The 25,417-nt window shown below is 60.1% G+C and carries 23 protein-coding genes; 10 read left to right on the top strand and 13 right to left on the bottom strand.

The window, feature by feature from the left end:
• Positions 1 to 15 precede the first annotated feature (15 nt).
• Both JO015_15700 and JO015_15695 read left to right on the top strand, forming a co-directional pair.
• Positions 16 to 996 (top strand): substrate-binding domain-containing protein, encoded by a 981-nt coding sequence (locus tag JO015_15700; GenBank protein MBW0000543.1) that lies wholly within the window; start codon positions 16 to 18, stop codon positions 994 to 996.
• A 157-nt stretch (positions 997 to 1,153) separates the two neighbouring features.
• Entirely contained in the window at positions 1,154 to 2,629 is a 1,476-nt protein-coding gene (locus JO015_15695) for a sugar ABC transporter ATP-binding protein (GenBank protein MBW0000542.1), read from the top strand.
• A 309-nt stretch (positions 2,630 to 2,938) separates the two neighbouring features.
• Here the strand turns inward: JO015_15695 and JO015_15690 are convergent, their stop codons facing one another.
• Genes JO015_15690 through nadD form a run of 4 tightly spaced genes read right to left on the bottom strand, consistent with a single transcriptional unit; the run spans position 2,939 to position 5,938 of the window.
• Positions 2,939 to 4,180: a competence/damage-inducible protein A gene (locus JO015_15690; GenBank protein ID MBW0000541.1), complete on the bottom strand. Its 1,242-nt coding sequence runs from the start codon at positions 4,178 to 4,180 to the stop codon at positions 2,939 to 2,941.
• Positions 4,180 to 5,004 (bottom strand): transglutaminase family protein, encoded by an 825-nt coding sequence (locus JO015_15685; protein MBW0000540.1) that lies wholly within the window; start codon positions 5,002 to 5,004, stop codon positions 4,180 to 4,182. Before JO015_15685 ends, JO015_15690 begins: the two co-directional genes overlap by 1 nt.
• 24 nt (positions 5,005 to 5,028) lie before the next feature.
• The gene (gene rsfS, locus JO015_15680; GenBank protein ID MBW0000539.1) at positions 5,029 to 5,376 is read right to left on the bottom strand and encodes a ribosome silencing factor; all 348 of its coding nucleotides are present in this window, start codon (positions 5,374 to 5,376) and stop codon (positions 5,029 to 5,031) included.
• Positions 5,366 to 5,938, bottom strand: a complete 573-nt coding sequence (nadD, locus tag JO015_15675) for a nicotinate (nicotinamide) nucleotide adenylyltransferase (protein ID MBW0000538.1) — start codon at positions 5,936 to 5,938, stop codon at positions 5,366 to 5,368. Before nadD ends, rsfS begins: the two co-directional genes overlap by 11 nt.
• A gap of 164 nt (positions 5,939 to 6,102) precedes the next feature.
• Here nadD and JO015_15670 point away from each other — a divergent pair, with 164 nt between their 5' ends.
• Positions 6,103 to 7,203, top strand: coding sequence for a glycoside hydrolase family 3 protein (locus JO015_15670; protein ID MBW0000537.1), 1,101 nt, complete (start codon positions 6,103 to 6,105; stop codon positions 7,201 to 7,203).
• A 506-nt stretch (positions 7,204 to 7,709) separates the two neighbouring features.
• The gene (locus JO015_15665; protein ID MBW0000536.1) at positions 7,710 to 8,417 is read left to right on the top strand and encodes a hypothetical protein; all 708 of its coding nucleotides are present in this window, start codon (positions 7,710 to 7,712) and stop codon (positions 8,415 to 8,417) included.
• A 117-nt stretch (positions 8,418 to 8,534) separates the two neighbouring features.
• Here JO015_15665 and JO015_15660 read toward each other — a convergent pair whose 3' ends face one another.
• Positions 8,535 to 9,224, bottom strand: a complete 690-nt coding sequence (locus JO015_15660) for a sigma-70 family RNA polymerase sigma factor (protein ID MBW0000535.1) — start codon at positions 9,222 to 9,224, stop codon at positions 8,535 to 8,537.
• A 65-nt stretch (positions 9,225 to 9,289) separates the two neighbouring features.
• Complete coding sequence (locus JO015_15655) at positions 9,290 to 9,541, bottom strand: hypothetical protein (GenBank protein MBW0000534.1); 252 nt, start codon at positions 9,539 to 9,541, stop codon at positions 9,290 to 9,292.
• Positions 9,542 to 10,274: 733 nt separating this feature from the next.
• Here JO015_15655 and JO015_15650 point away from each other — a divergent pair.
• Positions 10,275 to 12,587 (top strand): substrate-binding domain-containing protein, encoded by a 2,313-nt coding sequence (locus JO015_15650; GenBank protein ID MBW0000533.1) that lies wholly within the window; start codon positions 10,275 to 10,277, stop codon positions 12,585 to 12,587.
• 51 nt (positions 12,588 to 12,638) lie between these two features.
• Complete coding sequence (gene holA / locus JO015_15645; protein MBW0000532.1) at positions 12,639 to 13,817, top strand: DNA polymerase III subunit delta; 1,179 nt, start codon at positions 12,639 to 12,641, stop codon at positions 13,815 to 13,817.
• Positions 13,818 to 13,910: 93 nt separating this feature from the next.
• Here holA and uvrB read toward each other — a convergent pair whose 3' ends face one another.
• The 3 genes from uvrB to JO015_15630 form a co-directional block, all read right to left on the bottom strand.
• Positions 13,911 to 16,097 carry an excinuclease ABC subunit UvrB gene (gene uvrB / locus JO015_15640; protein MBW0000531.1) on the bottom strand — a complete coding sequence of 729 codons (2,187 nt, stop codon included), beginning with the start codon at positions 16,095 to 16,097 and terminating at the stop codon, positions 13,911 to 13,913.
• 79 nt (positions 16,098 to 16,176) lie between these two features.
• Positions 16,177 to 16,983 (bottom strand): fumarylacetoacetate hydrolase family protein, encoded by an 807-nt coding sequence (locus JO015_15635; protein MBW0000530.1) that lies wholly within the window; start codon positions 16,981 to 16,983, stop codon positions 16,177 to 16,179.
• Between the two features lie 71 nt (positions 16,984 to 17,054).
• Positions 17,055 to 18,959 (bottom strand): hypothetical protein, encoded by a 1,905-nt coding sequence (locus JO015_15630; protein ID MBW0000529.1) that lies wholly within the window; start codon positions 18,957 to 18,959, stop codon positions 17,055 to 17,057.
• Positions 18,960 to 19,297: 338 nt separating this feature from the next.
• Between JO015_15630 and JO015_15625 the strand changes: the two genes are divergently transcribed.
• The 4 genes from JO015_15625 to JO015_15610 all read left to right on the top strand — a co-directional run bounded on the left by JO015_15625 (position 19,298) and on the right by JO015_15610 (position 22,202).
• Complete coding sequence (locus JO015_15625) at positions 19,298 to 19,540, top strand: acyl carrier protein (GenBank protein ID MBW0000528.1); 243 nt, start codon at positions 19,298 to 19,300, stop codon at positions 19,538 to 19,540.
• Positions 19,541 to 19,744: 204 nt separating this feature from the next.
• Positions 19,745 to 20,263, top strand: a complete 519-nt coding sequence (locus tag JO015_15620) for a hypothetical protein (protein ID MBW0000527.1) — start codon at positions 19,745 to 19,747, stop codon at positions 20,261 to 20,263.
• A gap of 134 nt (positions 20,264 to 20,397) precedes the next feature.
• Positions 20,398 to 21,237: a LysM peptidoglycan-binding domain-containing protein gene (locus JO015_15615; GenBank protein MBW0000526.1), complete on the top strand. Its 840-nt coding sequence runs from the start codon at positions 20,398 to 20,400 to the stop codon at positions 21,235 to 21,237.
• The gene (locus tag JO015_15610; GenBank protein ID MBW0000525.1) at positions 21,234 to 22,202 is read left to right on the top strand and encodes an acetyl-CoA carboxylase carboxyltransferase subunit alpha; all 969 of its coding nucleotides are present in this window, start codon (positions 21,234 to 21,236) and stop codon (positions 22,200 to 22,202) included. Before JO015_15615 ends, JO015_15610 begins: the two co-directional genes overlap by 4 nt.
• A gap of 40 nt (positions 22,203 to 22,242) precedes the next feature.
• Here JO015_15610 and panB read toward each other — a convergent pair whose 3' ends face one another.
• From panB to JO015_15590, 4 genes are all read right to left on the bottom strand, one after another.
• Positions 22,243 to 23,019: a 3-methyl-2-oxobutanoate hydroxymethyltransferase gene (gene panB / locus JO015_15605; GenBank protein ID MBW0000524.1), complete on the bottom strand. Its 777-nt coding sequence runs from the start codon at positions 23,017 to 23,019 to the stop codon at positions 22,243 to 22,245.
• Positions 23,006 to 23,533 (bottom strand): 2-amino-4-hydroxy-6-hydroxymethyldihydropteridine diphosphokinase, encoded by a 528-nt coding sequence (folK, locus tag JO015_15600; protein MBW0000523.1) that lies wholly within the window; start codon positions 23,531 to 23,533, stop codon positions 23,006 to 23,008. The genes panB and folK overlap by 14 nt, the downstream gene beginning before the upstream one ends.
• Positions 23,534 to 23,654: 121 nt before the next feature.
• Positions 23,655 to 24,389, bottom strand: a complete 735-nt coding sequence (dapB, locus tag JO015_15595; protein ID MBW0000522.1) for a 4-hydroxy-tetrahydrodipicolinate reductase — start codon at positions 24,387 to 24,389, stop codon at positions 23,655 to 23,657.
• Complete coding sequence (locus tag JO015_15590) at positions 24,386 to 25,261, bottom strand: 4-hydroxy-tetrahydrodipicolinate synthase (GenBank protein ID MBW0000521.1); 876 nt, start codon at positions 25,259 to 25,261, stop codon at positions 24,386 to 24,388. The genes dapB and JO015_15590 overlap by 4 nt, the downstream gene beginning before the upstream one ends.
• Positions 25,262 to 25,417: the final 156 nt, after the last annotated feature.

Here is a 25,417-nt window from a genome sequence, read left to right as displayed (position 1 = left end):
TTCACCCCCCAAATCATGATCAAAAAATTAGCTCTAGTGTTAACCAGCCTTCTCGGGCTGGCGGTTGCGACTGGTTTCGCGGCCGGGAAGACCTATGTATTTGGCGTCGTCGCCAAATCGAACAACAACCCCGTATTTCAGGCTGCCAAAACCGGCGCGGAGGATGAAGCGAAGGCGCTCAGCGAGAAAAACGGGGTGACCATCAGGATCGATTGGCGCACGCCGAACGAGGAGGACGCCCAGAAGCAGGTTGAAGCCATCGAACAGCTGACCAACGCCGGCGCTTCCGGGATCGCGGTGAGTTGCTCGGATGCGAACAAGCTGACCGACGCCATCGACAAAGCCGTCAACAACGGTGTGCCGGTCGTGACGTTCGACTCCGATGCGCCCAAGAGCAAGCGGTTGACGTGCTTCGGCACCGACGACCTGGAATGCGGCCAGCAGGTCATGAGTGAGCTGGCCAAGACCATGGGAGGCAAGGGCGTCGTGGCGATCCTGGGAGGCAACCAGAACGCGCCCAACCTGCAGAAGCGTGTGCAAGGCGTAAAGGATGAAGCCAAGAAGTACCCCGACGTCAAGGTCCTGGACACTTATTACCACAAGGAAACGCCTCAGGACGCGGCCGCCAAAGTTGAGCAGGTTCAGCAGGCTAACCCCCAGATTACCGGGTGGGCAATGATCGGCGGCTGGCCCCTGTTTACGGATAACGCGCTGAAATGGCCGGCCGGGACGGTGAAATGCGTGGCGGTGGATGCCCTTCCGGCCGAACTCGGTTACCTGCGAGACGGTCATGTGGAGGTTTTGCTTGCGCAGCAGGTTTATGAGTGGGGCACCAAATCGGTTGACGAACTCTACAATTACGTCGCCAACGGCACCAAGCCGCCCAACTTTGTAAAGGCCGATCTGATTCCCGTGACCAAGGAGAACGTCGACGAATTCGCCAAAAATTGGGATAAATGGCTGGGCAAGACCCGGAACAAGTCAGCAAGCAGGTGATCAGCTCGACGCACTGGTCGGCGCAACTTACTTGATTTAACTTAGCTAACTAACTAACAACCGACTCAGACCGCGGAACGGGGCTCTCAGGATGGCTGGTGAGCCCCGTTTTGCTGGATGGAGGAGGGAGGGAGGCGTCTGACGCCATCGACGATCCATGGCTTTTTTGAGCACTGAACACATCTCGAAGCGCTACCCCGGCGTCCGTGCGCTGGACGACGTCAGCGTCGACTTTGAGCGCGGCTCCGTCCACGCCCTAATGGGTGAGAACGGCGCTGGAAAATCGACCCTCGGCAAGATCATCGCCGGCGTGACCACGCCCGATGAAGGCGTAATCAAGATCGAAGGGCAGGAAGTCAGACCCACCGACCCAAGAATCGCGCAGGAGCTCGGGATCGCCATCGTCCACCAGGAGCTGGCCTTTTGCCCTAACTTGTCCGTGGCGGAGAACCTGCAGTTGGGAATGCTGCCCTCCGTCTCCGGCTTCGTCAACCGGGCTAAACTGCGCGAGCGGGCGCGTGCGCTGATGGGTGAAATCGGCGCTGACATCGACGTTGATACGCCGGTGGCCCAGCTTACCACTGGTCAGGAACAAATGATTCAGATCGCGACCGCCGTCGGCACCAACGCCCGCGTGATCATTTTTGACGAGCCCACCAGTTCCTTGTCGGTGAACGAAAGCGAACAGCTCTTCAGCCTTATCCAGCGGCTGAAACAGCGGAACGTGGCAATGATCTATGTGTCGCACCGCATGGACGAGATTTTCCGGTTGTGCGACACGATATCGGTCTTGCGCGATGGTAGACACGTCGCGACCCAGCCGGCTGCGAGCATCACCCGCGAGGGTTTGATCCGCCAGATGGTCGGCCGCGAGGTCCTCACGAAACGGCCCAAGCACCTCGACCTCGAACCGGGGGAAGAAGTTCTGCGCGTGGAAAATCTAAGTTCCATCGGTAAGTTCGAGAACGTCTCCTTCAACGTGCGACGCGGCGAGGTCGTCGGCATGGCCGGCCTGGTCGGCGCAGGGCGTTCTGAAACGGCGAAGGCGATTTTCGGCCTGGACCCGCGCGCGGCCGGCCGCGTTTACATCAAGGGTCAGGAGATGCACCTGGGCAACGTGAACGAGGCCATGCGCCGGCAAATCGGCTTTTTGCCGGAAGATCGCAAACGTGAAGGGCTTGTCCTCGGGATGAACATCGCGGACAACATCTCATTGCCGCACATCGACTTTTTCAGCAAAGGCGGCTTCATCGATTCGCGCCGCGAGTTCGTTGAAGTCGAGCGGCTCTCAAAGCGCTTGCGGGTCAAAGCGCCTTCGGTTGAATCCATTACCGCCGGGCTGAGTGGTGGAAACCAGCAGAAGGTGGCTCTCGCCAAGTGGCTGACGCGCAGCTGCGACCTGTTGATCGTGGACGAACCGACCCGGGGCGTCGACGTCGGGGCCAAGGCCGAAATTTATCAGTTGCTGGATGAGATAGCCTGCCAGGGGGTCGCGATCCTGATGATTTCTTCCGAGCTGCCGGAATTACTTAACCTGAGCCGGCGCATTATCGTGCTGCGCGAAGGGTTCAAGACCGGTGAACTCAATTACGACGACTTTTCACAGGAAAAACTGCTTCACCTTATGGCATAGAGTTCGGTCACACGGCGGGGGGAATGCCACAAATGCCACAAGCGGAAAATGCCGCAAATGAAGAGTCACAATTTGCGGTACCCGGGCAGGAAGCGACGCGAATGCCGTAAGCAGACAAGTCCGATCAATGAAGAGACACTTTTCGCAGCAACCCGGGAAGGTGGCGCTTCAAACAAGGAACGTAAGCGGTAATGCGCTTCCTCCGTTTCCCGGTATTGTCCGGTTCCGGAAGCGCCCCAATAGGCAGCTTTCCGTCTCCCGCCGCGATTAGAGGTTTCTTCATTTGTGGCATTTTTCCGCTTGTGGCGTTTACCCCGCCGCGCCTGCCAGTCGCCGCCGTAACAGGTTCAGAGCGTACTGGCTCACCATTTGTTTGAAGGTTTGGCGGTCTGAAGGAAAAAAGAATTTTTCGACGCGCGTATTCTTCCCTTTCTCCGCGAGCCCGATAAAAACGGTTCCCACCGGTTTTGCCGGCGTACCACCATCCGGCCCGGCAATGCCGGTGGTCGACAAGCCGAAGTCGGCGTTTGCCCGGCTTCGCACCCCTTCGGCCATCGCAGTCGCCACCTCTTCACTGACTGCGCCGACCGTCTCGAGCAACTCCCGCGGTACGCTCAAGGTGCTCTCCTTGGCGGCGTTGGAATAGGTTACGTGTCCCTCCAGAAGTACTGCGCTGGCCCCTGGGACATCAGTCAAGCGATCCGCAAGGTGCCCGCCGGTGCAGGATTCCGCGGTGGCGAGCGACGCCCGGCGTTCCGTCAGTTGCCGCACAACCACCTCCTCGAGTTCCTTCGCCTCGGTCGTCACGATGTAATCACCGAGCTTTTCCTTCACCAGGCGGTCGGCCTCCGCCAGAACCTTCGCACCGCCGATAAGGCGCAGATCGACTTCGCCGACGCGGGCGCAATAACCGACTTCGATGCCGGGAAAATTTTCCAGGTCTTTCCCGACCATTTCCTCAAGGTACGATTCGCCGAGCCCGCTCGTCCGGTAAATGATCGCCTGCAAGTCCGTTTCAGCCGTCAACCCCCGCAGGAAGGGCTCAACCTTCACCTCGAACATCGGCCTTAGCTCCCGGGGCGGACCCGGTAAAAGGAACATGTGCGGCAACTGCCCGGTCGCCGGCACGTATAAACCGGGGGCGGTGCCAAAATCATTGTCCAACACCGTCGCGCCGCGCGGTACGTAGGCCTGACGCGCAATCCGCTCGGACATCCGGAGGCCGCGCTGGTCGAAACGGGCCCGAATCTTCGCGAAGATCCCGTCGACATACTCGAGGGGACGGCCCGTGAGTTCAGCGACGATATCGCGCGTCACGTCGTCGGAGGTCGGGCCGAGGCCGCCGGTGATGAGCAGTGCGTCCGCCCGCAGCGCTGCTTCCAAAATGGCGTCCCGGATGGCGTAGCCGTCGGGTACTGCCGTCTGCCGCTGGATCCGCAGGCCGAGAGAAAACAATCGTTGGCCGAGGTAGGTCAGGTGCGTGTTCACGACGCTGCCGAACAGCAGTTCGGTGCCCGTGTTAAGCAGTTCGAGCGTCGCGATTCGTCTCATTACCTGGGGTCAAGCAGCCGGATCCATGCGGCCATCTGCTGGTGCAATTCGTTGTCGTCTTCGCCTTCGAAGATGTAGAGCAGGTTAGCCAGCATCCGCATGAGCACCAGGCGAGGCGACGCAGTCTGCAGATGCGCCGATTCAAGTGTGAGGCTCTGGCGGGCCAGGATCTCTGCACAATCCCGCGGCGTCAACATGCGTCCCTCGTGGAACGGATCGAACAACACACTGCCCAGCCGCACGACAAAATGTCCCGGCAGATTGATCCCCTCGATGGTAACCGCCGCCCGCCGGGCGACGGCAATGTACAGAACCGAAAGCGAGATCGGAATCCCGACGCGTGAATCAATCACGCAAGGCAGCAAAGAGTTTTTTACGTTATAGTAGTCATCCGAGTTCCCGTGAAAACCCAGTTCACGGCTCATCAGATGGGTCAGCACCTGCGTTTGCTGCAGGTCCGAAGCCCCGCCCGGCAAACGTTCACGCAGCGTCCGTGCCCAGCTGTTGAGGAGGGCGTTGTAATGGCTGATCTCAACTCCCGGCAGGAAAATCTGGGCCAGCAACCAGCACGCTTCTTCGAGTTCTTCCTGCGTCCTGATCTCGCGGCAAATCACCTCGAGCCGCTGCTTCGCCTCGCGACTCTCGATTTCGCCCAGCACGTCGCGGATATGAAATGTGACTCCCTCATCGTCAAGATTGAGCAGGTCACGAAGGTCCGCGATGGTATCCGCCCCGCCCTGGGCAAGCTGATTCTTGGTGAGCAGCACCGTTTCCGGATCGTCATCCTTCAGCAGGCGAATGATGGCCTCGCGATGTTTAAGCATGGTGCCGGGGGAGAATGGAATCGTTTAAGCATTCAGGTTCATTCGAGGTGCATCGCTCCAGAGGCTTTCAAGGGCGTAGAAGCGTCGCTTCTCTGAATGAAATATATGCACCAGAACATCGCTATAATCGATCACAATCCACTGACTCAGCGGTGAACCTTCCGAGGATAACGGCGAGATATTCGCTTCCGTGTGCAGCCCCTCTCGAATCCCGGAACTGATTGCCTTGAGGTGCGGTTCGGAGGTGCCGGAGCAGATCACAAAGTAATCAGTAAAGGTGGAAATCTCCCTGAGGTCGAGTACGACGATCTCCTCCGCCTTTTTGTCTTCGGCCAACCTGACGCAGAGTTGGGCTAGCTCCTTAGCTTCGATGCTGGTCTCCTCCGTATAATTTCACAGCCTGGACGTAGCGAAGCACTCGCTCCGGAACCAGATACGTGATCGGCAAATCGTTGGCAACCCTGTTTCTGATCTCGGTCGCCGAGATATCGATTCGGCGCGGGATGACTGGGTAGGGCCCGGCGCTTTCCCAGTCGCCCCGCGACAGCACGACGAAACGTACCCTCTCCCTGAGTTCGTCGATCCGGTGCCATTTCGGCAGACTTGGAACGTGATCCTCCCCGATCAGCCAGAAAAGACCGGCGCCGGGAAACGCTTGCCGGTAGGTATTCACCGTGTCGATGCTGTAAGACGGGCCGGTGCGCTCGAGTTCCAGGTCGTCCGCCGCAAAGTACGTTTCACCTTCGATCGCCAGTTTCACCATCTCAAACCGGTGTCTGCCGGAAGTGAGTGCCTGGCCGGTTTTGAACGGAGACTGGGCCGCAGGGATAAAGACCAGCCGGTCGAGCCCGAGTTGCTCAAGCGCTGCGCGGGCTAGAATCAGGTGGCCGTGGTGGATCGGGTCGAAGGTTCCGCCGTAGAGTCCGATTTTCATTGCAAACCGGCGCCCAGAATGTATTTGCCTGCTGGCGGCTGCGCGCCGCTATGGCTGCCCGCCTGCAATTCCAGGCCGGCCCGCCCCCGTAATTCCCTTTTTTCAGATCCGGACCCTTTTCTCGTCGTCAACGGTCCGGAGCGTCGTATCATGCGCCCGAACGTATGAAACCCGCAAGCGTCGGTCAACTGCTGTTGGTGGGCGTTCCCGGCCCCGAATTGGATGCCGCCACCGCCCGGTCGTTCCGGACCATTCAGCCGGGCGGCTACATCCTTTTCGGACGGAATATCCGTAATCCGGGACAGCTTCGTAAATTGACCGACGACCTGCGCGACCTCTCCCGCGTGGAGCCTATCATCACCATTGACCAGGAAGGGGGACGCGTTTCACGGCTCCGGTTGATCGGCAACGAGCCGCCTAACGCCCAACAGTTACGCGACAAAGGCGACGTCGACCTCGTCCGCCGGCACGGGACCCTGACCGGTCAGTTACTCCGGCTTTTCGGATTCAATCTCGATCTGTGTCCGGTTCTGGACCTCTCCTTTGACGACGAAGCCGATAACTCGTTGCGCGGGCGCTGCTACGGCCGAACCGTCGACCAGGCCGTCGAGCTGGCGGGTGCGTTCGACGATGCCTTGCGGGCAACGGGCGTGCTCTCCTGCGGTAAACATTTCCCGGGCTACGCCGCGGCCGGACTGGACCCCCACCATGAATTGCCGAAAATCGACCGGACACGACCTGAACTCGACCGGGCGGAGCTCGCCGTATTTCGCGCGTTCAGCAAGCGGGTGTCGAGCATGATGGTTTGTCACGCTTGGTATTCCGCTTTTGACCCCTGCCGGCTGCCGGCCTCGCTGTCCCGGAATGTGGTTACGGGCTTGCTGCGCGATGAACTGGGCTTTGAAGGTCTCGTCATGACTGACGACCTGGACATGGGTGCCATCCTGAATGAAGTGCAGTTCGACGATGCAATCCGGAACGCTGTCCATGCCGGCAACGATCTGGCCATGATCTGCCATCGGGTGACGTTGGCAGCCGACGCCGCGGCGGTCTTGGATAAACTCGAGCCGAGACGGCTCGAACGTGCCCTGAATGCCGTTGAACGTTTCCGGGCGCGACTGGCACCCCCAACGGCCTTTTCAGAAGAAGCCTTTCGAGACTTGAATGCGCAGGTTTGGACGCTGCGATTGGCCGTCCTGGGTCCCGAGCGCGCCGCGGAACGCAGTGCGGAAGATGGGAAACGCTCACCCGTTGAGCTTTACTAGAACTCATCTTCGGTCACACGGCGGGCACAGCGGGGTTGGCGGGCACAACGTAAGAGTTCACACGGCGAACACGGCGGGCCACGGCGACCACGGCGGAAGAGGAAGAGTTCGGAGTTCGGAGTTCGGTGACACGGCGGGGTTGGCGGGCACCACGTAAGAGTTCACACGGCGAACACGGCGGGCCACGGCGAACACGGCGAAAAGACAGAATCATCCGCAGAACACGCAGAAGAACGCAGAAAAGAGAAAACATCCACAGATTACGCAGATTGACACAGATCAAGAGGACCCGGCCGCAACTCTAAGTTTGACACTCGCACCCAACCCCCATGCTGCCGCTCCGAACCCCAAACTCCGAACTCCGAACTCCTCCTCTTTCCGCCGTGGTCGCCGTGGCCCGCCGTGTTCGCCGTGTGAACTCTTACGCCGTGCCCGCCGTGTGACCGACCCCCGGCGCAATTTTGGTATCTGCAATTTGCAGTTGTTTATTCTAGATTTCCGACTTGATGCTTCCATCGATTGAACAGCTTCTCGTCCTCCAGGACCGGGACCAAAAGCTCAAAGCGTTCCGGGCCGAACTGAGTACCTTGCCGCTCCAGAACCAGCGCGTCGAACATGCACTCGCCTCGAATGCGTCTGCGCTGGAGCAAGCGAGACAGCGCGCCCGCGACGTTGAACTCCAGCGTAAAAGGCTCGAACTCACGGTACAGAGCCGCCGGGAACAGGTCGCCCGGTACAAGTCGCAACAAATGCAGACCCGCAAAAATGAGGAATTTCAGGCGCTGAGCAACGAGATCGCACGGGTCGAAGCTGAGATCGTCGGGCTGGAGGACCAAGAAATTGAGCTCATGGAAGAGGCCGAGCTGCTCCAGGGCAAAATCCGGGAAACGGAGAAAGCGTTTCAGGCGGCCAAAACGCAAAGTGAACAACAATTGGCGTCTCTCAAGGCCAAGGACGATACCCTCAGGTCGCGTATTGCCGAAATCGAAGCGGAACGGGCCGAGTTGATCAAGCCGATCGACCCGAATTTACTCTTTCAGTACAATCGCCTCTTCGCCAGCAAAGGGGGCGATGCCGTCGTCCCGATTGAGCACCAGGTCTGCACCGGGTGCCACATGAAGAATACCCCAACGACGGCGCATCGTGCCAAGAGCGGGCACAACGTGGTTGCCTGCGAGCAATGCGGCCGTATCCTTTACTGGCAAGGCGACTAGAAGATGCCACAAAGGCGTGACCTCGATTGGTGGAACCGCTTTCCGGTCCTTGGGGGGTTGAACCCGCCCCGCGAAGAGCGAGCCACTTCAGCGCCGGAGAGGGACCGGCGCTGTTCATCAGCGGGCCACTCGAAAAGCCTGAAGCACGAGATCATAGCTGAAATCGATCAGCGGATCTCGGCGTTTGACCTCGGCTAACGCCGTGCGATACACGGATTCGCGCAGATCACGAAGGTACCGGCTCACGCGGCACTCGGTCCAGCCCCACACCTTGGCGATCTCGCGCTGAGAAACCCCTTCGCAGTAAATCAGACGCAACATCACCGTCTGCTCAGGTGAACAGGACGCCAGGGCGTGCGCGACTGCTTCCCGAACCAGGGCCAACTGGGCCGCGTCCACGCCCGCGGCCGCGTCGTCACCGGCGATTTGGGTTTCCAGGTCCGCCAGCTGTTCTTCGATCACCCGGGAACGCATCCGTTCCCGCCGTTTGGTGTCGATAAAGCGGTTATGGGCAACCCGTGCCAGCCATGTTGAAAGGGTCGCCTCTGCCCCGTATCGCAGCAGCAACGAGCGTTGCTCGCCCTTACCTGCGACGCATTCGCAAAAAATTTCTGAGGAAATCTCTTCAGCCTCTTCGTCCGAAGCCCCGCTCTTGCGGAGAAACGCCCGCAGAAATCCCGTGCAGAGCTGCGAAAGCTGCGCCAGCGCATCCTGATTTCCGGCAAGGCAGTCCTGGACGAAGCCAAAATTTAATCCGGATGAAACCGATGAAGTGGCCGCCGCGTACATGGAAAGGGCTTTAATCATCTGCGAGGTGGATGTCGAGGCTCGGCCCAACGCCAATTTCTGGCGGGATAAGAGAGTTATAGTATCTAGACAAGGGGGCGCCGCCGGTACTCGTTCTCCCTCAGAAGCGCCGCCAAATAACTCAAGGCGATCGGGTTATTCGCGACTGACTGGAGGAGGCGGGTTCGTTGCCCGCTGCCCAGCGTCCCTGTTGCCAACTGCTCGATTTCTGTCCGCTCTGTACGCGTCAGATCTCCCGACGCATGTACATCCTCCCGGCGGGCGTCAATGGACAGGAAGGCATACCGCAAGAGTTTCTCGGTGTCGGTCTGGTGCATTGCAGGAACTTGAGGGACTCGACCAAAGGCAGCCCGCACATGATGCTAGATCATTTCCAGATAGACGCCGGCGCCTCAAAATCTTGCGGCCTTTAGGAAGCGCGGGTCTGGGAAGCGCGGGTCTGATTGCCGGGGATGCAAAACACACCGAGGACGCCTCGTGCGCCTGCCAACCTCTGAAAAACCGGTTGCGGGATTTTATCCCATTGCTCCGTTCGGGTAGTTGCCTGTTAAAGATTAGGTACGAATCAGTTTGACAACGAAAAGCATATTTTGTAGGCGTTGTCGCGCGCGCTGGCGGGCTTGGCGCCGATTGTGCCGGGTCGTTTCCGGGTTGTTTAAGTCGCAGCGGTTCGTTTAAGACGATTCGGGTGTAGCCTTAGGTAGAACTTGGACGGCTTTGGTCGGCGGGACGTTACACGTTTAACCGTGGCCGAACCGTCAGGGACCCGCGTCGTCTATGCTGTCAGATGCACAAACCCGGTCCTCGATCGTCATATCGTAAGCGAGATGTAAGCGAGATTCGATGCCTTACCATCGATGGCCTTTTTATCAGTGCAAAAACTTTGGTAACTGTAACAAAGCGGATAGTCGTGAAGTTATTGAGCTGCCACTCGGGGCCGAACCGCTCTGCCCTGGACCAGATTGCCGGCAAACGTTGACTCCCCTGAATGGACATCACGAGGTTCCGGTCCCGCCTCAACCGGCAGAACCTGCGGAGCCTGCAGAGCCCGTGGTGGCGCCTCCCCGCCGGGGGGGCGGCCTGGGTTTGCTCGCAGTGGTGGTTTTGCTGCTTCTTGGGCTGGTCGGCAGCATCGTCTGGCTGGTATTCCCCAATCGGAAACACCTCGCGGTGGAGATCTCCTATCCCGTCATTGGCCATGTTGGAGACATCCTCGACATTCCCATCAACGTTGACCCCTTAACCGTCGAGGACCTGACCCTGACGGTGGAGGGAAACCTGCCGGGGGGCGTGGTCCTGGACAATGTTGGTCGAAGGCTTTACGGCAATGCTCAAACGCCGGGCTCATTTCCGATCGTTATCCACGCGGCTGCGCGGGGTTACAACGAGGCGTCAGCCTCGACCACGATCCTGATCGGAAGTAACCGGACGCTGTTGGCGGCCCTGACCCTGAAGGTTCCTCCCCAAATTCAGGGTCGGGTGGGGGAGTTCCTGGATGTGCATCTCTCGGTGGAACCGGCCAGCGTGACCAACCTGGTCCTGGGCGTCACCGGTGACCTGCCGGCCGGGGTAACCCTGGATGCGCGCGCCATGCGGTTGCAGGGGGTTCCGCAAACCCCTGGTTTTTCCGAGGTCGTCATCAAGGGGAGCGCGCCCGGTTACATCACCGGCTTGGCGGCAACCAACCTGACCATTAGCCCGGCCGGGCCGCCCGGAGTCCCCGATTCCTCGCTCAGCCTCGTACTGCCTCCCGAGGTCCCGGGGCGCGTCGGGGAATTGCTCGATGTGCCCCTGGCAGTGGAACCAGGGGGCGTGGCTAACCTGGCGCTGGCCGTCCAGGGTGACCTGCCGCCCGGGGTGACCTTGGATGCGCACGCGCGACGGCTCCACGGTGTCCCCCGGACGGTTGCCACCTCTGAGGTGACCATCCAAGCGAGCGCACCCGGATACACGGCCGCGCTCGCACCTGTTAAGCTCACCGTTGTGGGCGCACCCTCCCCATCGGGGATGGTCGAGACCTATGACCTGGTGCTTGCGGGTTCGAACACGATCGGCGGGATCGATGCGGCTTCGCAGAAAGGGCTGGCCCGAGATCTGGTCAATGAATTTTGCAGAAAACGATGGCCGAACGGCGTACCGGTTCAACAGCAGCTTGAGGACGCCGGTCGAGATGAGAAAGATCGCCTGATTACCTACACGCTGCCTGCCGGGGAATCGCACCGGATCTTGATCCGGCCCCACGGCTCCCATTTGGCGACGGATGGCCTGCTGACAAGCGATCCGGGCGCGCGCGCCGACGTAGGGATGTCTTCTACTCCCTTGCCGGAGCTGCAGCAGGAGTTTTACGAGTTCGTTATCGGCCTGGACGCGGTCGCCGTAATCGTCCATCCCGATAACCCGGTCGTGGAGATGACGCTGGACGAACTGAAGGATATCTTCGGGCCGAACCCGAGTGTAACGCGGTGGGATGATGGCAATCCTATCCGGACCTACGGACGCGATACCAATTCGGGTACGACTGACTTTTTTCGTGCGTTCACCGGTATCGACAAGGTGTTGGAAGCTCAAAGGCGAGGCAAAGACAGCCCGATTCCGTACAGCGGCGTGCCGGCGGGGCAACCTGGGCATAACGGGTACGAGGATACGTCCAAAGTTATCCAGAAGGTTGCAGCTGACCCTTGCGCAATCGCCTACGTAGGTCACGCCACGAACCTGCCGGCCAACGTCAAGGTTATCGCGATCCGGCCGTCGCCGCGCTATTCCGCGTTTATACCGAGCGCCCTGACGGTTCGTACGATGGACTATTGCCTGGCGAGGGAACTCTACTTTTATCTACCGCACGGTGCGCGCCCGCTGGCGGCGGACTTTGTGCGCTTCTGTCTGGCTGAGGATGGCCAGACGGTCGTCGACGACGACGGCTTCGTCGGTTTCAGGTCTGCAAATCTCCTCGCCCGGCCCCTTTTCGGCGATCGCGCCCCCCCGGCCTTGCGGAGTGCGGTTGCCAATTGCGACCGGATCGTTCTGAGTTTCCGGTTCCGGACCGGCTCGTCCGAGGTGCTCGATGGCACCGGCAGCGCGAACTGGAGAATCCTGATCGACTTCTTGCGCCTGCCCGACCTGGCCAACCGGCACCTGGTGATCGCCGGCTTCGCGGATGGCAGCGACACCGTTGCCGCAAGTTACCAAAATTCCCGGGCGCGCGCAGCGGCTTTCGCGGCGCAGTTGGCGCGAGCCGGGGTCGGGAACCCGGTTGATAAAACCCTCGGTTTCGGCAGGGATTACCCTCTCTGCGACGACAAAGGTAATCAGAACTCGCGCGAGGCTCAGAAGAACCGGCGCGTGGAGGTTTATCTCGCACGCTAAAGGTCGCGCAGGTGCGATTTGCGATCGGCGTTTTGATGCCGATCTTCCCGTATGCCTTCCAAAAAGTCGCTCAAACCCGCCGCCGACCAACGAATTTTCGCCGTGGTGGGCTCGGACGACGGTCAAATGAAGGGGCGAGCGAGAGCCTTGGCGGAGGAATTGACGCCGCCGGGAGCGGGGGAGTTCGGAGTCGAGGTGATCGATGGTTGCGTTGACAACGCAGACCAGGCGGTGCGCCGCGTCGGCGAGGTGATACAAGCAATCCGCACGCTTCCGTTTTTCGGGTCGGAAAAGCTGGTGTGGCTGAAGGACGTCAATTTCCTGGCCGATACCGTTACCGGACGGGCGGCGGGCACGCTGAAAGCGCTGGACGACTTAAAGGAATTCCTGGAAGGCGGCGGCGTGCCGTCCGGCGTCAAGTTGCTGGTGAACGCGGCCGACGTGGACAAGCGACGCTCGTTCTATAAAGCGCTCGGAAGACTGACGCGCTTGGAGGTGTACGACAAGGTCGACACCTCAAAGCCCGGGTGGGAAGAGGATGCCCAGGCATTGGCGATGCAATTGGCCGGCCGGCTCGGTCTCCGTTTCCAGCCCGAAGCGCTCGAATCGTTTATCCTGCAGGCCGGGGCGGACTCCCGCCAGATTCAGAATGAGTTGGCTAAGCTGGACCTCTATTTGGGGCCGGACCAACGCGAGATCACCGCAGGTACCGTTCGCGACCTGGTGTCGAAGTCGACGACAGGGGTGATCTGGGAGTTATCGAATGCGATCCTGAAACGGGACCTGGCTGGCAGCCTTCAACTGCTTGACCAATTGCTGTTTCAAGGCGAAACGGCCGTTACCATCCTCCTGGCCGCCATCGTGCCCACCGTTCGCAACCTGGTGGCGGTAAAGGCGTTATTCGAGCAGCACAAGGTGAGCCCGCCGCAGGCTGCGTACCAGTTTAACGCCCTGCTCGGGCGCTTGCCGCCCGAAGCGACCGAGCATTTGCCGCGCAAGAAAGACGGCGGCATTAACGCTTACGGTCTGGGTTTGGCGGCCTGTGAGGCCCGCCGCTTCAGTCTGGTTGAGGCGGTCAGCGCCCTGGAAGCATGTTTACAGGCCAACCTCCAGCTTGTATCGAGCCAGTTAGAACCGAGGCTGGTGCTCAGCCAGTTACTCGTGAAGGTGCTCGAGAAAAATGCCGCAAATGCCACAAGCCGAAAAATGCCACAAATAACGGGGCCTTGATTCGCGGCGCCGATGAACTGCGACAATTGAAAAACGCCACATACAGGGTTCAGTCATTTGTGGCATTTGCGGAACTTTTCCGCTTGCGGCATTTTATTGCCGCTTCCGCGCGGCGCGCTTGCCTTTGGCACCCGTGTTGCCGCGGTATTTTACCGTTCTCCGTTTCGGCTCAATCCTGGCGATGCCCGTGCCGTTTTTGAGTTCGAGGATTTGATCACGCAGCAAGGCGGCACGCTCGTACTCCAGGTTGGCCGCGGCGACCTGCATTTCCTCTTCGAGTTCGCGCAAGACATCGGACACGCTTAGATCGCCGCCGGCTTCCCGGACGATCGATTCCTCCATGGCCCGGCCTTTCAGGAGCGTGTGCAGGCTTTCCTGTACCGCCCGTTTAACGCTGCTCGGTGTGATTCCGTTTTCCTGGTTGTACTGAATCTGGCGTTGCCGGCGGTATTCACTGATCGTGATCAATCTCTGGATGCTCTCGGTCATGACGTCCGCAAACAGCACCACCTCGCCATTCACGTGGCGGGCTGCCCGCCCCGCCGTCTGGATAAGGGAAGTCTCACTCCGCAGAAACCCCTCTTTGTCTGCATCAAGGATACAGACGAGGCTGACCTCGGGAAGGTCCAGACCCTCGCGAAGGAGATTGATGCCGACAAGCGTGTCGAACTCCCCGGCTCGGAGCGCGCGCAGGATTTCCACCCGTTCAATGGCGTCGATCTCGCTGTGCAGGTATCGAACCCTCAGGCCGACGTCCCGCAGGTAATCGGTCAAATCTTCCGCCGTGCGCTTGGTAAGCGTGGTGATCAAAACGCGTTCCCCGACCTCGGCGCGTTTGCGGCAGAGTTCAATCGTCTCGTCGATCTGGGCCTTGAGTGGCCGGACGGTAATCCGGGGATCAAGCAGGCCCGTCGGCCGGATAATTTGCTGGACGATGAGGCGCGCGCCCGGCGTATGCACGTCGAGTTCAGGACGGGTCCGGCCGGTAAGTACGGGCAGCAACGCCGGTTCGGTTTCGTCCTGGCCGATCCGGTCACGGGAATGGGGGATGTACGTCTGGTTGCCCGCGACGGAATTGGTGATCTCGAAATCCGCGGGCGTGGCGCTGATGTAAAGGATCTGACCGCTCATCTCCATGAACTCTTTGAAGTTCAACGGGCGGTTATCCAACGCGCTCGGGAGACGAAATCCATAATCAACCAGGGTCAGCTTGCGGGAGCGGTCACCTTCGTACATGCCGCCGATCTGCGGGATGGTGGCGTGCGATTCATCAACGACCAGCAGAAAGTCACGCGGGAAGAAGTCGAGCAGGGTATACGGGCGTGAACCCGCCTCGCGGCCGCTGAGATGCCGCGAGTAGTTTTCGATCCCGTTGCAGAATCCCATTTCCTGCATCATCTCAAGGTCAAACTCGGTGCGCATCTTGATCCGTTGCGCTTCCAGGAATTTTGCCTGCGCTTCGAACCACCGGATCCGCTCGTCCAGTTCGACCCGGATTGCCCTTACCGCCCGCTGCATTTTGTCGTGCGGGGTCACGAACTGTTTAGCCGGAAAGAACACAAACCGGTCCAGGGCTTCACTGGCCGTGCCGGTGAGCGGGTCGAAACGTGTGATCAGGTCGATCTCGTCCCCAAAAAACTCCACCCGGACGGCCTCCTCGTCGAACGTCGCGGGGTAAACCTCGACGACATCGCCGCGAACACGAAAACGGCCTCGGGTCAGGGCGATGTCGTTGCGCTCATAGAGCATGTCTACCAGCCGGGCCAGAAACGTTTCGCGCGAAAGTTGCTGCCCGCGCACGACGGTGCACACCATGTTGGCGTAGTCCTCAGGGGATCCCAAGCCATAGATGCAGGACACGCTCGCAACCACGATGACGTCTTTTCGCGAAAGAAGCGAACTCGTGGCCGACAGGCGCAGCCGTTCAATCTCCTCGTTGATCGACGAGTCCTTCTCGATGTAAGTATCGGTGCGCGGGATGTAAGCTTCGGGTTGGTAGTAATCGAAGTAACTTACAAAGTATTCGACCGCGTTGTTGGGAAAAAACTGCTTGAACTCGCTGTAAAGCTGGGCCGCCAGTGTTTTGTTATGCGAGATCACCAGTGCCGGCCGGTCCAAAGCAGCAATCACGTTGGCTGCCGTGAAGGTTTTGCCGGAGCCAGTCACGCCGAGAAGCGTCTGATGACGGTTGCCCGCCGTGAGCGAACGCACAAGCTGCCCGATCGCCTGCGCCTGATCGCCACGCGGCTGGAATTCAGAGGCTAGTTGGAAAGGCGACATCAAAAGTCCGGTGCTGCCATTCCGGCGGGACCACGTGCAGGCCCGGCCGGCAGAGGTAAAAAACGGGTGGCCGCCCGGATTACACCGTTTCGTTTACCACAGGATTGCTGAGAATACCGACCTTTTCAATCTCGATCTCGACGATGTCGCCCTCCTGGAGATAGCGTGGAGGCTTCATGCCCATGCCAACCCCTTCCGGGGTGCCGGTCAGGATCACCGTACCCGCAAACAGCGTCGTACTGCCGCTTAAAAACGACACCAGGGTTGCAACGTTGAAAATCATGTCTCCGGTGGAGGAGTTCTGACGCACTTCACCGTTGACGCGGCTGATGACCCTGAGCGCCTGCGGGTCAGGGATTTCCTCCTTCGTAACCAGCGCCGGGCCGAGTGGAGCGAACGTATCGAAGCTCTTGCCGCGGCAGAATTGGCCGCCGCCGAGGCGCCGCTGCCAGTCGCGTGCGCTCACATCGTTGGCAGCGGTATAGCCCAGGACATAGTCGTACGCTTTTTCCACAGGTACATTCTTGCAGTCACGGCCGATCACCACGGCCAGTTCCGCCTCGTAGTCCACCTCTTCACTCGGCAGATACCGCGGAATTTCGATCGGGTCACCCGGGTTCTGGAGGGCATTCTGCGACTTGATGAAAAGCATCGGCCGCTCGGGCACCTTGCTGCCTGACTCCGCCGCGTGCTTCATGTAATTCAGCCCGATCGCAAGAATTGCTTTCGGCGCTACCGGCGCAAGCAGTTTCACCATCCGAGCCTCACGATTCGACACCTCGAAACGGCCAAACAGATCACCGTCCAATTCCAGGCTTCGGCCATCAGCCTGTTCTGCCGCATAACGGACATCGCCTTCCTGAGAGAGATAACGCATGATGCGCATACCCCTCATCTCTAAAAGCGATTGAGGCCTGGATCAATGATCAAAGATCCGCGCGCCTTCCCCCGCCCGGATCACGAGCCGGCCGTAGCCCACGCGGTTTCGGTGCTCGGTTCGTCCTCCGCCTGGTTGGCCTCGTCTTCTACCGTTTGGCCAGACGCGCCGGGGATCTCCTGGTCCGCTACCCGCGCCGGATCCGCTGTTTCCCGGGCCCCGCCGGCTGCATCCTCCGGTGCGACAGCGGCTGGCTCGATCTCGGTCCCGGATTCCGCAGGCGTCGCGCCGGGCAGGTTCTCGAAGGATTCCGCCAGGGCCGCTCCAGGTTCGGGCGCTTCAGGGTTGGCGACGTCCCCCGCGAGTTGTTCCGTCGCGGCCGGTATTTCCGCTTGATGCGCCGAATCAGGCCTCAGCTCGTCTCCCAAACCCGCCTCCACGGCAGCTTCCGGGTCCGGTTCTCCCGTGGGTTCAGTTCCTTCGCTGGCGGCGTGGGCGCGTCCCGGCTCGACTGCCGTCTTGGCGGGCGCTTTCTCTTCCAGTGCCTTCGGCGGCAGCGGCAGGTCAAGTGTGCCGTCAGCAAATTCGATGATGTGCCCTGCCTTGGCCAACCAGATCAAATCGCCGGCAAGGGCAGTCTTTGCCTGCTGGTACTCCGGTGAGGTTTCGCCCGGGAGCGGTTGCCCCAGCACTTTCACCAGTACCTTCTCGGCGAGCTGCTTGCGCGTGATCTTCGGGTAGGAGCGCAACGCCGCGAGCACGGCCGCCAGGCCGGCGGAAAGCTGCGTCTGATTCGAGCTGAAAAGCTGCGGCCGCACCGTCGAAATGTATAAAATCCGTTTCTTGTGCTTGAACACATGAAGTCCGGCCTGATTCAGGCCGTGACGCAACGCGCCGGCGATCTGCGCCGGAAAGCGATTTTCCCGGTCACGCGCCACACGGATGGCCGCGACAATGCCGCGGTCCGGGAGATGACGGGCAACTTCACCGGAAACTTCCGCAGCAAGGCACGGTTTGACCACCGAATCGAGGTGATGAGCCCGAAAATGTTGTTCCACCGCTGCGAGGCTATCGAAAACAACCGGCGCCTCTTCACCTTGGGGCTTGGTCTTGTAAACCGTCGCCTTGCGAGCGTCTTCCTTCCATTGGTTGACCAGGTCAGGGTCGGAGGTGCTTTCGATCGTCCGGCGGTACTCTTCGAAGCTCATGCGGCGGCTGAACCGCTGTTCATACAAAGAACGAACCGTCGTCTGGAACGTATGGTAATTAGTGGGGCCGAGCACCCGGCCGCTCAGGGTGCAACGCGCCACTGACGTAAAGTTGCCTTTGATGGGCTCCTTTTCGATGACTTCCGTCTCGTAAAATTCGTCTTTATGCTCGCTGAACGCGATTCGTTCCAAGGTGGCTGCCTCCACCGCCACCGGCCCATGATCATCCAACTGGTACAGGACGGTGCTGTTGTCCAGCGAACGAATCCGGACCCGGTGCCGCTCCGGACGCTCCAAAAACATCCGGGCAAGCCCAAATAACGGGTAAGCGATATGCCCCGACTTGATCTGCTGGATGATCTTGTTGAACGCACGTTCTTCAGGCAGAAAATCAATCTGCACCGCCGCAGGTTCCACCGGCGGGGCGACCGGGGCTGAATCCTCCCGCGACGAACCGTGGCGGGCGCGATCCGGGCGGTCGAAAGATGGATGGCCGCCGCCCGCAGGGGCAGGAGCACCGCCGGGGCGGCGTTGGTCGGCCTGAGGGGATCGCGCGCCAAAGGGTCCACGACGGTCCGGCGCCCCACGGCGCTGCCGATCATCCGGGCCGCGGCGGCGCCCTGCATTGTCGTCACGACGGCCGCCGGGACGCTGAAAACCGCCGCGCCTACGCTCGGAGTTGTCCCCCTCGAAGTCAGCGTAGCGGTTCGTCGGCCCGGACTCTTTGAGCCAGTCCGGCGTCAAACGAAGGTCAAGGGAGGAGTTTGGGTCCGCCATGGTCGCAAGATATCAATTTATAAAGACTTAGGAAACACTATAGAGTGGTTCGTTCCTAGCGGGCGTCTAGACTGGCGATTCTGGCTTCCAGGTCAACTAAAAAGGCACACGACCCTAATAAAAGGCACACGACCCTAATATAAATGCATGTCACGCCCAGCCGGCTCTGAAGGATAACGAATCCGGATAACGAATCTCCCAAGGGATTTATTGCGCTCGCCGGGTTCGAAGCCCGAGAAAAGTGTTGCTATTTGCCGCAATTAATTTAGTTCCCATCACCGGGCTTCGTCATCAAGCGTAGCCGCGTCTTAATCACAACCGAGGAGAAACTCCAGTTTATGTCAGAAAAATCCGTTGAAGAGAAGGTGAAGGAGATCATCGTCGAACAACTCGGCGTCAACCCCGAGCAGGTCACTCCTAACGCCTCTTTCATTGAGGACCTCGGCGCTGACTCGCTAGATACGGTAGAACTCGTAATGGCCTTCGAGGAGGAATTTTCAGTCGAAGTACCTGACGAAGATGCCGAGAAACTCCAGACCGTCGGCGACGTGATCCGTTACATCGAGGACCGCGCGAAATAAGGTGGGGTTACCCCGTCCGGGTCCTGGAGACCGGGTGGCGGATTTCCTAAAAAGGCGAGACGTGGTTTCACACGGTGGAAGCTTCCACCGTGTTCTTTTTTGGGCGCATCGGGGCGGGGGGACGCAACCGGAGCCGAATCCCAGCTGCATCGGATTGTAAGAGATAAGGGTTCTGAGCTATCTTAGTTGCCCCGAGTTTTGGTTATGTACCCTGCGCATGATGTTCAATACGCGTTAGAAAACACCCGAGTGGTGGTTTCGCCGGATCGGCGAATTGACACTTTCGGGACAACGAACTTTCGCTTTTACCTCGTCTCCGAGCTCATGGACAGCGTCGGCGAGGTCCGTGTGCGGGATGGCCGCATTTCAGCGGAACGGCCCCGGATCCTTACACCCGAGCATGCGTCGCGTTTACTCCTGGACGGGTTTGGTGAAGACGCCCAGCAGTTCGCCCGGCTGCTGCAGTCGCGGCATGCCGCTCTCTTGAAATACGGATTTGAGATCCGCAAAAGCGATCTTTCGGACGTCCTCGTCCACGACAGCCTCGAATCGGTGCTCGAGAGGGTGGACCGGCAGATTCCCCAGGCCGAGCGCAGCGGGAGCGCCGTCATTCAGGGGGTGGAGGAAGGCTGGGAGATTTGCCTCCTGAAATTCACCTTTGACCTGATCCAGCTCTCCGCCGGCACCAACATTTTCGATCTCAAGCGACGCGGCCTGCTGTAACGAACGCCCTTTTCCGGGCAAGCCCCCTTCCGGTCGCGTCAAGCGCTTCAGCTGGACAGGGTACCTGCGGTTACCGTAATCATGGGTGAAATCTGGTCCTCGGGAGGTTCCGTGCCGCGGTGCGCCGCGGCGCTATGAACGCACTTGTCAAAGCCTTCATCATCGCCGGCTTGGCGGTCACGATTTTCGGAGGAGGCAGTTTCCTGGCGTACGAACTCTTTTTCAAAAAGAAGGATTATCAAGTGGCGAAAAAGGGGCAGCCGGTGGTAACCCCGACGCCGGACCCGGTTCTGCCGATGCTCCAAAACGTCAAGCAGCACTTGACCGCGGGGGAGGACACGGCCGCGGTCCGCGACACCCTTGTTTCAATCATCCAGAGCTTCCCGGCTTCACCCAGCGTGGACGAGGCGCGGCAGATCCTCGGCACGTTGAACCTGCAAGCATTTTTCTCCCTGGAACCGGGTCCGAACAAGACCGAGTATATCGTGACCCGCGGCGATTCGATCGGCAAAATCGCGTCAAAAACGAAAGCCACTCCCGAACTCATCTTCAAAGCCAACGGCCTCTCGAGCCTGACGCTTCAGCCCGGTCGCCGGCTCATCATCCCGTCGGGCCAGTTCAGCTTGACGATCAACCTCAAGAAAGAATCGATAACGCTGCTTAATCGGGGCGCCTTCTTCAAATGGTATAAGCCGTTGGACTTCAAAATGCCTCCCCGGCTCCTGCCCGGCCAATATAAAGTGAGCGAAAAGATTGCGTGGTTTGCCGGGGCTCGCGTAGGTTTCGGCGACAAACATTATTTGGGCAGCAGCCGCTGGATTGTGACAAACCACTCAGGACTGATCATCTGTTCAGAAACGAATCCGCAAACGCCAAACGCGCCGAGACCGGCGACCGGGATCATGCTCGGCCCGGCTGACCTGGAAGAGCTTTTTGCCTTGGTTGGCAAGCAAACCCCTGTCGTCGTCGAATGAAACCTGCCCCCCTCGATTTTGAAAAGCCGATCCTCGAGTTGGAAAAGCAGCTCGAAGAGCTCAAAAAGCATTCCAAACTCCAGGCGATTGATCTCGAACGCGAAGTGAGATCGATGGAGGGAAAAATTGAAGGTACCCGGCGCGAAATTTACCAGAACCTTTCCGCCTGGCAGCGTATTCAGGTTGCCCGCCACAATGCCCGGCCGTTCGCCTTGGATTACCTCCGTGAAGCTTTCAGCGATTTCATCGAACTGCATGGCGACCGTCTCTTCGGGGACGATCAGGCCATGCCGGGCGGCTTTGCAACGTTAGAGCAATACCGGTGCGTCGTGCTGGCCCACCAGAAGGGCCGTGATACCAAGGAAAATATCCGGCGCAACTTCGGCAGCGCCCACCCTGAAGGGTACCGGAAGGCGTTGCGCCTGATGCGCCTGGCCGAGAAATTCCAGCTGCCCGTGGTGGCCCTGATCGATACCCCGGGCGCTTATCCCGGGGTCGGAGCCGAAGAACGGCACATTTCCGAATCAATCGCGGTTAATCTGCGCGAGATGATGCAGCTGCGGACCGCGATCGTGGCGGTGGTGATCGGGGAGGGAGGATCGGGCGGCGCGCTGGGTATCGGGGTGGCGGATCGCGTGATGATGCTGGAGAACGCGTATTACTCCGTCATCAGCCCTGAAGGCTGCGCAGCCATCCTGTGGAAACACCGGAGCCACGCCCCGGAGGCGGCGGAAGCCCTGAAGCTGACCGCGCTCGACCTGAAGGAACTGGGCATCATCGATGCGGTGATCCCGGAACCGATGGGCGGCGCCCACCATGATCCCGTCGAGACCGCCCGGAACCTGAGAGCGGCCGTGCTCGCGCAGTTGGACGTGCTCACCAAGAAAAAGGTCTCGGTGCTGCTGGAAGAACGGTATGAGAAATTCCGGCGGATGGGCCGGGTATTGGAACCGGGGATGGGCTGACGGCGAGCCCGCCTGAGTCTCCCGCCTTCACCATCGGCCTTTACGCCTTGATCCGGTGCAGGTTTTCGACATAACCGGAGGCCGCTTTCCGGATCTCGCCCGCAACGTCGCCGGCCGGCCGGACGTGCTTCGGCGTAAACCACGGGAAGAAGCCGACCAGATCGTGCACCACCAGGATCTGGCCGTCACAATCGGGGCCTGAACCGATTCCGATGGTTGGAATCGCGATGGCCCGGGTGATCCGCTCAGCCGCTGCGGGAGTCACTAATTCGAGAACCACTGCGCAAGCGCCGGCCGCCACCACCGCCTCAGCCTCTCGCACAAGAAACTCGCTTTCGGCTTCGGTCTTTCCTTTGACCCGGTACCCCCCCTCCTCGCGGACGTGTTGCGGGAGCATGCCGATGTGGCCCACCAGGGGGATCCCTGCCCCGGTGATCGCCCGAATCTGCTCGGCCTGGCTCTGGCCGCCCTCCAGCTTTACCGCCTCGGCCCCGGCCGCGACCAAGCGGCGCGCGCTCTCAAGCGCTTGCCGGGGGTCCAGGTACGTGCCGATCGGCAGATCGGCCGCCAAGAGACCCCGGCGGATGCCGCGGGCGACGGCGCGCGTGTGGTGCACCACGTCTTCAAGGTTGACTAAGGTCGTGTCAGGGTACCCCAGAATCACCATCCCGAGGCTGTCGCCGACCAAAAGCAGATCCACGCCGGCCTCGTCCAGCAGCCGCGCCGTCGGGTAATCGTAAGCGGTGAGCGCGGCAATCTTTTCGGGCCGGCCTTTCCAGGTTTTCAATCGGTCCGCCGTGACTTTATCCGTCGTCATCCAATACCTCCCGAAGCTTGAGGAGCTCCTCAGCTGAATCAGCTGAACGTAGCTCGCTTAATAATTGAGCCACCGATTTGGATTGTCCAGGCACCACCAGCGCGGGCGCAATTTCGGCAAGAGGAGTCAACACGAAGGCGCGCTGCGCCAGCCGGGGATGCGGCACCGTCAGCTTCGCGGTGCGCAGCACCAGATCGCCGGCATACAAAATGTCCAGATCAATGGTCCGCGGCGCGTTTCGCGGTCTCATTGACGGGCGGCCCATTTCACTTTCGACCTCGCGCAAGCGGTCCAGCAATTCGTCCGCAGGCAGAGCGGATTCGATCTCGATCGCGGCGTTCAGGTAGAGCCCGGCCCCGGGTTCACTGCCAACCGGGGTCGTCTCGTAAACTGAGGAAACCAAAATGCTGTCCCGGTCGCCCGCGTGCGCCGTCCGCCGCACCGCCTGGAACGCGCGTCGAAGATTGGCCAGTCTATCCCCGAGGTTTGACCCTAACGCGATTCCAACTCGCATAAGGGAAAATGCCACAAATTCCACAAATGACGTCACACGGCGGGCACGGCGGCAGGAACCAGGCAGCCGCAGAACGCTCAGCTCCCTTCATTTGTAGCATTTGTGGCATTTTCCAGCACCATCACCTCGGCAGGTCCAGCGCATCTGCCATTTCGTACCAGCCGGGTGGGCGACCGGCCAGCCAGTGGGCGGCCCGCAGGGCGCCCCGGGCAAAGATGTCCCGGCTGGTTGCCCGATGGGTGAGTTCAAGGCGTTCACCCGGTCCGATCAAATAAACGGTATGTTCACCCGTGATGTCGCCGCCCCGTACGGCGTGCATTCCGAGTTCGTCCGGGCGCCTCTCTCCGGTTAAGCCACGGCGTCCGTGCCGGACCACCTCACCGTAATTCTGCCCACGGGCGCGCGCGACAAGCTCACCCAGTTTTTGGGCCGTGCCGCTGGGGGCATCTTTTTTCAATTCGTGGTGCAGCTCCAGAATTTCGGCCCGAAACTCTTGTCCAAGGCTTTCTGCCGCCCGTTGCGTCAGCCAAAACAAGAGGTTAACCCCAATGCTGAAATTCGGGGCCGCGAGGATAGGTAATCGCCGGGCGGCTTCACGAAACCCCTCTAATTCCTCCGCTGAATGGCCCGTGGTTCCGATTACAACCGGCGTACCCGTCACCACCGCTGCCGCCACCAGGCGGACCGTCCCCCCCGGTTGGCTCACGTCGATGGCTGCATCACAGCCCGGCAGCACCTTCGACAGATCGGTGTTCCGGCCGGCTTCCCGCACCTCCAGCCCGGGAGTCGCCCTAGCCGCGCGAATGATCCGCGACCCGAGACGGCCCGCGGCGCCGTGCACCAGCAAAGAAGTCATAGCAGGCCGAGCGCAACGAGCGTCCGGCGCAGGCGCTCCAGGTTGGCCGAACCCATCTCGCAGAGCGGCAACCGGTACTCCGCCTCAATCCGCCCAAGCAGGTGCAGCGCAGCTTTGACCGGGATAGGATTTGACTCCAGGAAAAGGTCTTTGAAGAGCGGGTACCAATACAGATGATCATTCAACGCCTCGCTGAAGTGGCCTTTGCGAAAAGCCGCTACCAGCCGGACGATCTCCCGCGGGATGACGTTGGACGCCACGCTGACCACGCCCACAGCTCCTACCGCCATGAACGGCAGGGTTTGCGGGTCATCCCCGGACAGGATGGTGAACTCCCGAGGAAGCTGCTTCCGCAGCAAGGATACGCGCTCGGTTGAGCCGCCCGCTTCCTTGATGCTGACAATGCTCGGGCAGTCCTCGGCCAGGCGAACGCACGTGTCTACCCCGATCTCGCCCGCCGTCCGGCCCGGTATGTTGTACAGCATGATCTTTGTCGAAATCGCTTCGGCAATCGCCCGGTAATGGCGATAAACACCCTCCTGCGTCGGTTTATTGTAGTACGGGCTGGCATGCAGCAAGCCGTCCACGCCGAGGCGCTCAGCCCTTTTTGAAAGCTCGATGGCCTCGTTCGTCGAGTTTGAACTGGTCCCGGCGACGATCAGGCAGCGTTTCGCGGCCTGCTCGACGGCGATCTCTACGACACGGAGGTGCTCGTCATAGTCCAGCGTCGCGGCTTCCCCGGTCGTGCCTGCCGGAACGATCCCATCAACGCCGTTTTCGACTTGAAAATCTATCAACCGCCGGAAAGCGGCTTCATCCACTCTCCCATCCTTGAAGGGCGTCACAATGGCCGTGTACGTGCCCGTAAACATATACCTCTTTAGAATAGGATCACCGGCGCGGCAAACGGTATCGAGTTCGGAGTTCGGAGTTCGGAGTTCAGAGTTCGGAGTTCGGAGTTCGGAGTTCGGAGTTCGGAGTTCGGAGTTCGGAGTTCGGAGTTCGGAGTTCGGAGTTCGGAGTTCGGA

The sequence above is a fragment of the Verrucomicrobiota bacterium genome, assembly GCA_019247695.1.
GTDB lineage: Bacteria > Verrucomicrobiota > Verrucomicrobiia > Chthoniobacterales > JAFAMB01 > JAFBAP01.
This window is presented reverse-complemented; position numbering and strand designations above follow the sequence as displayed.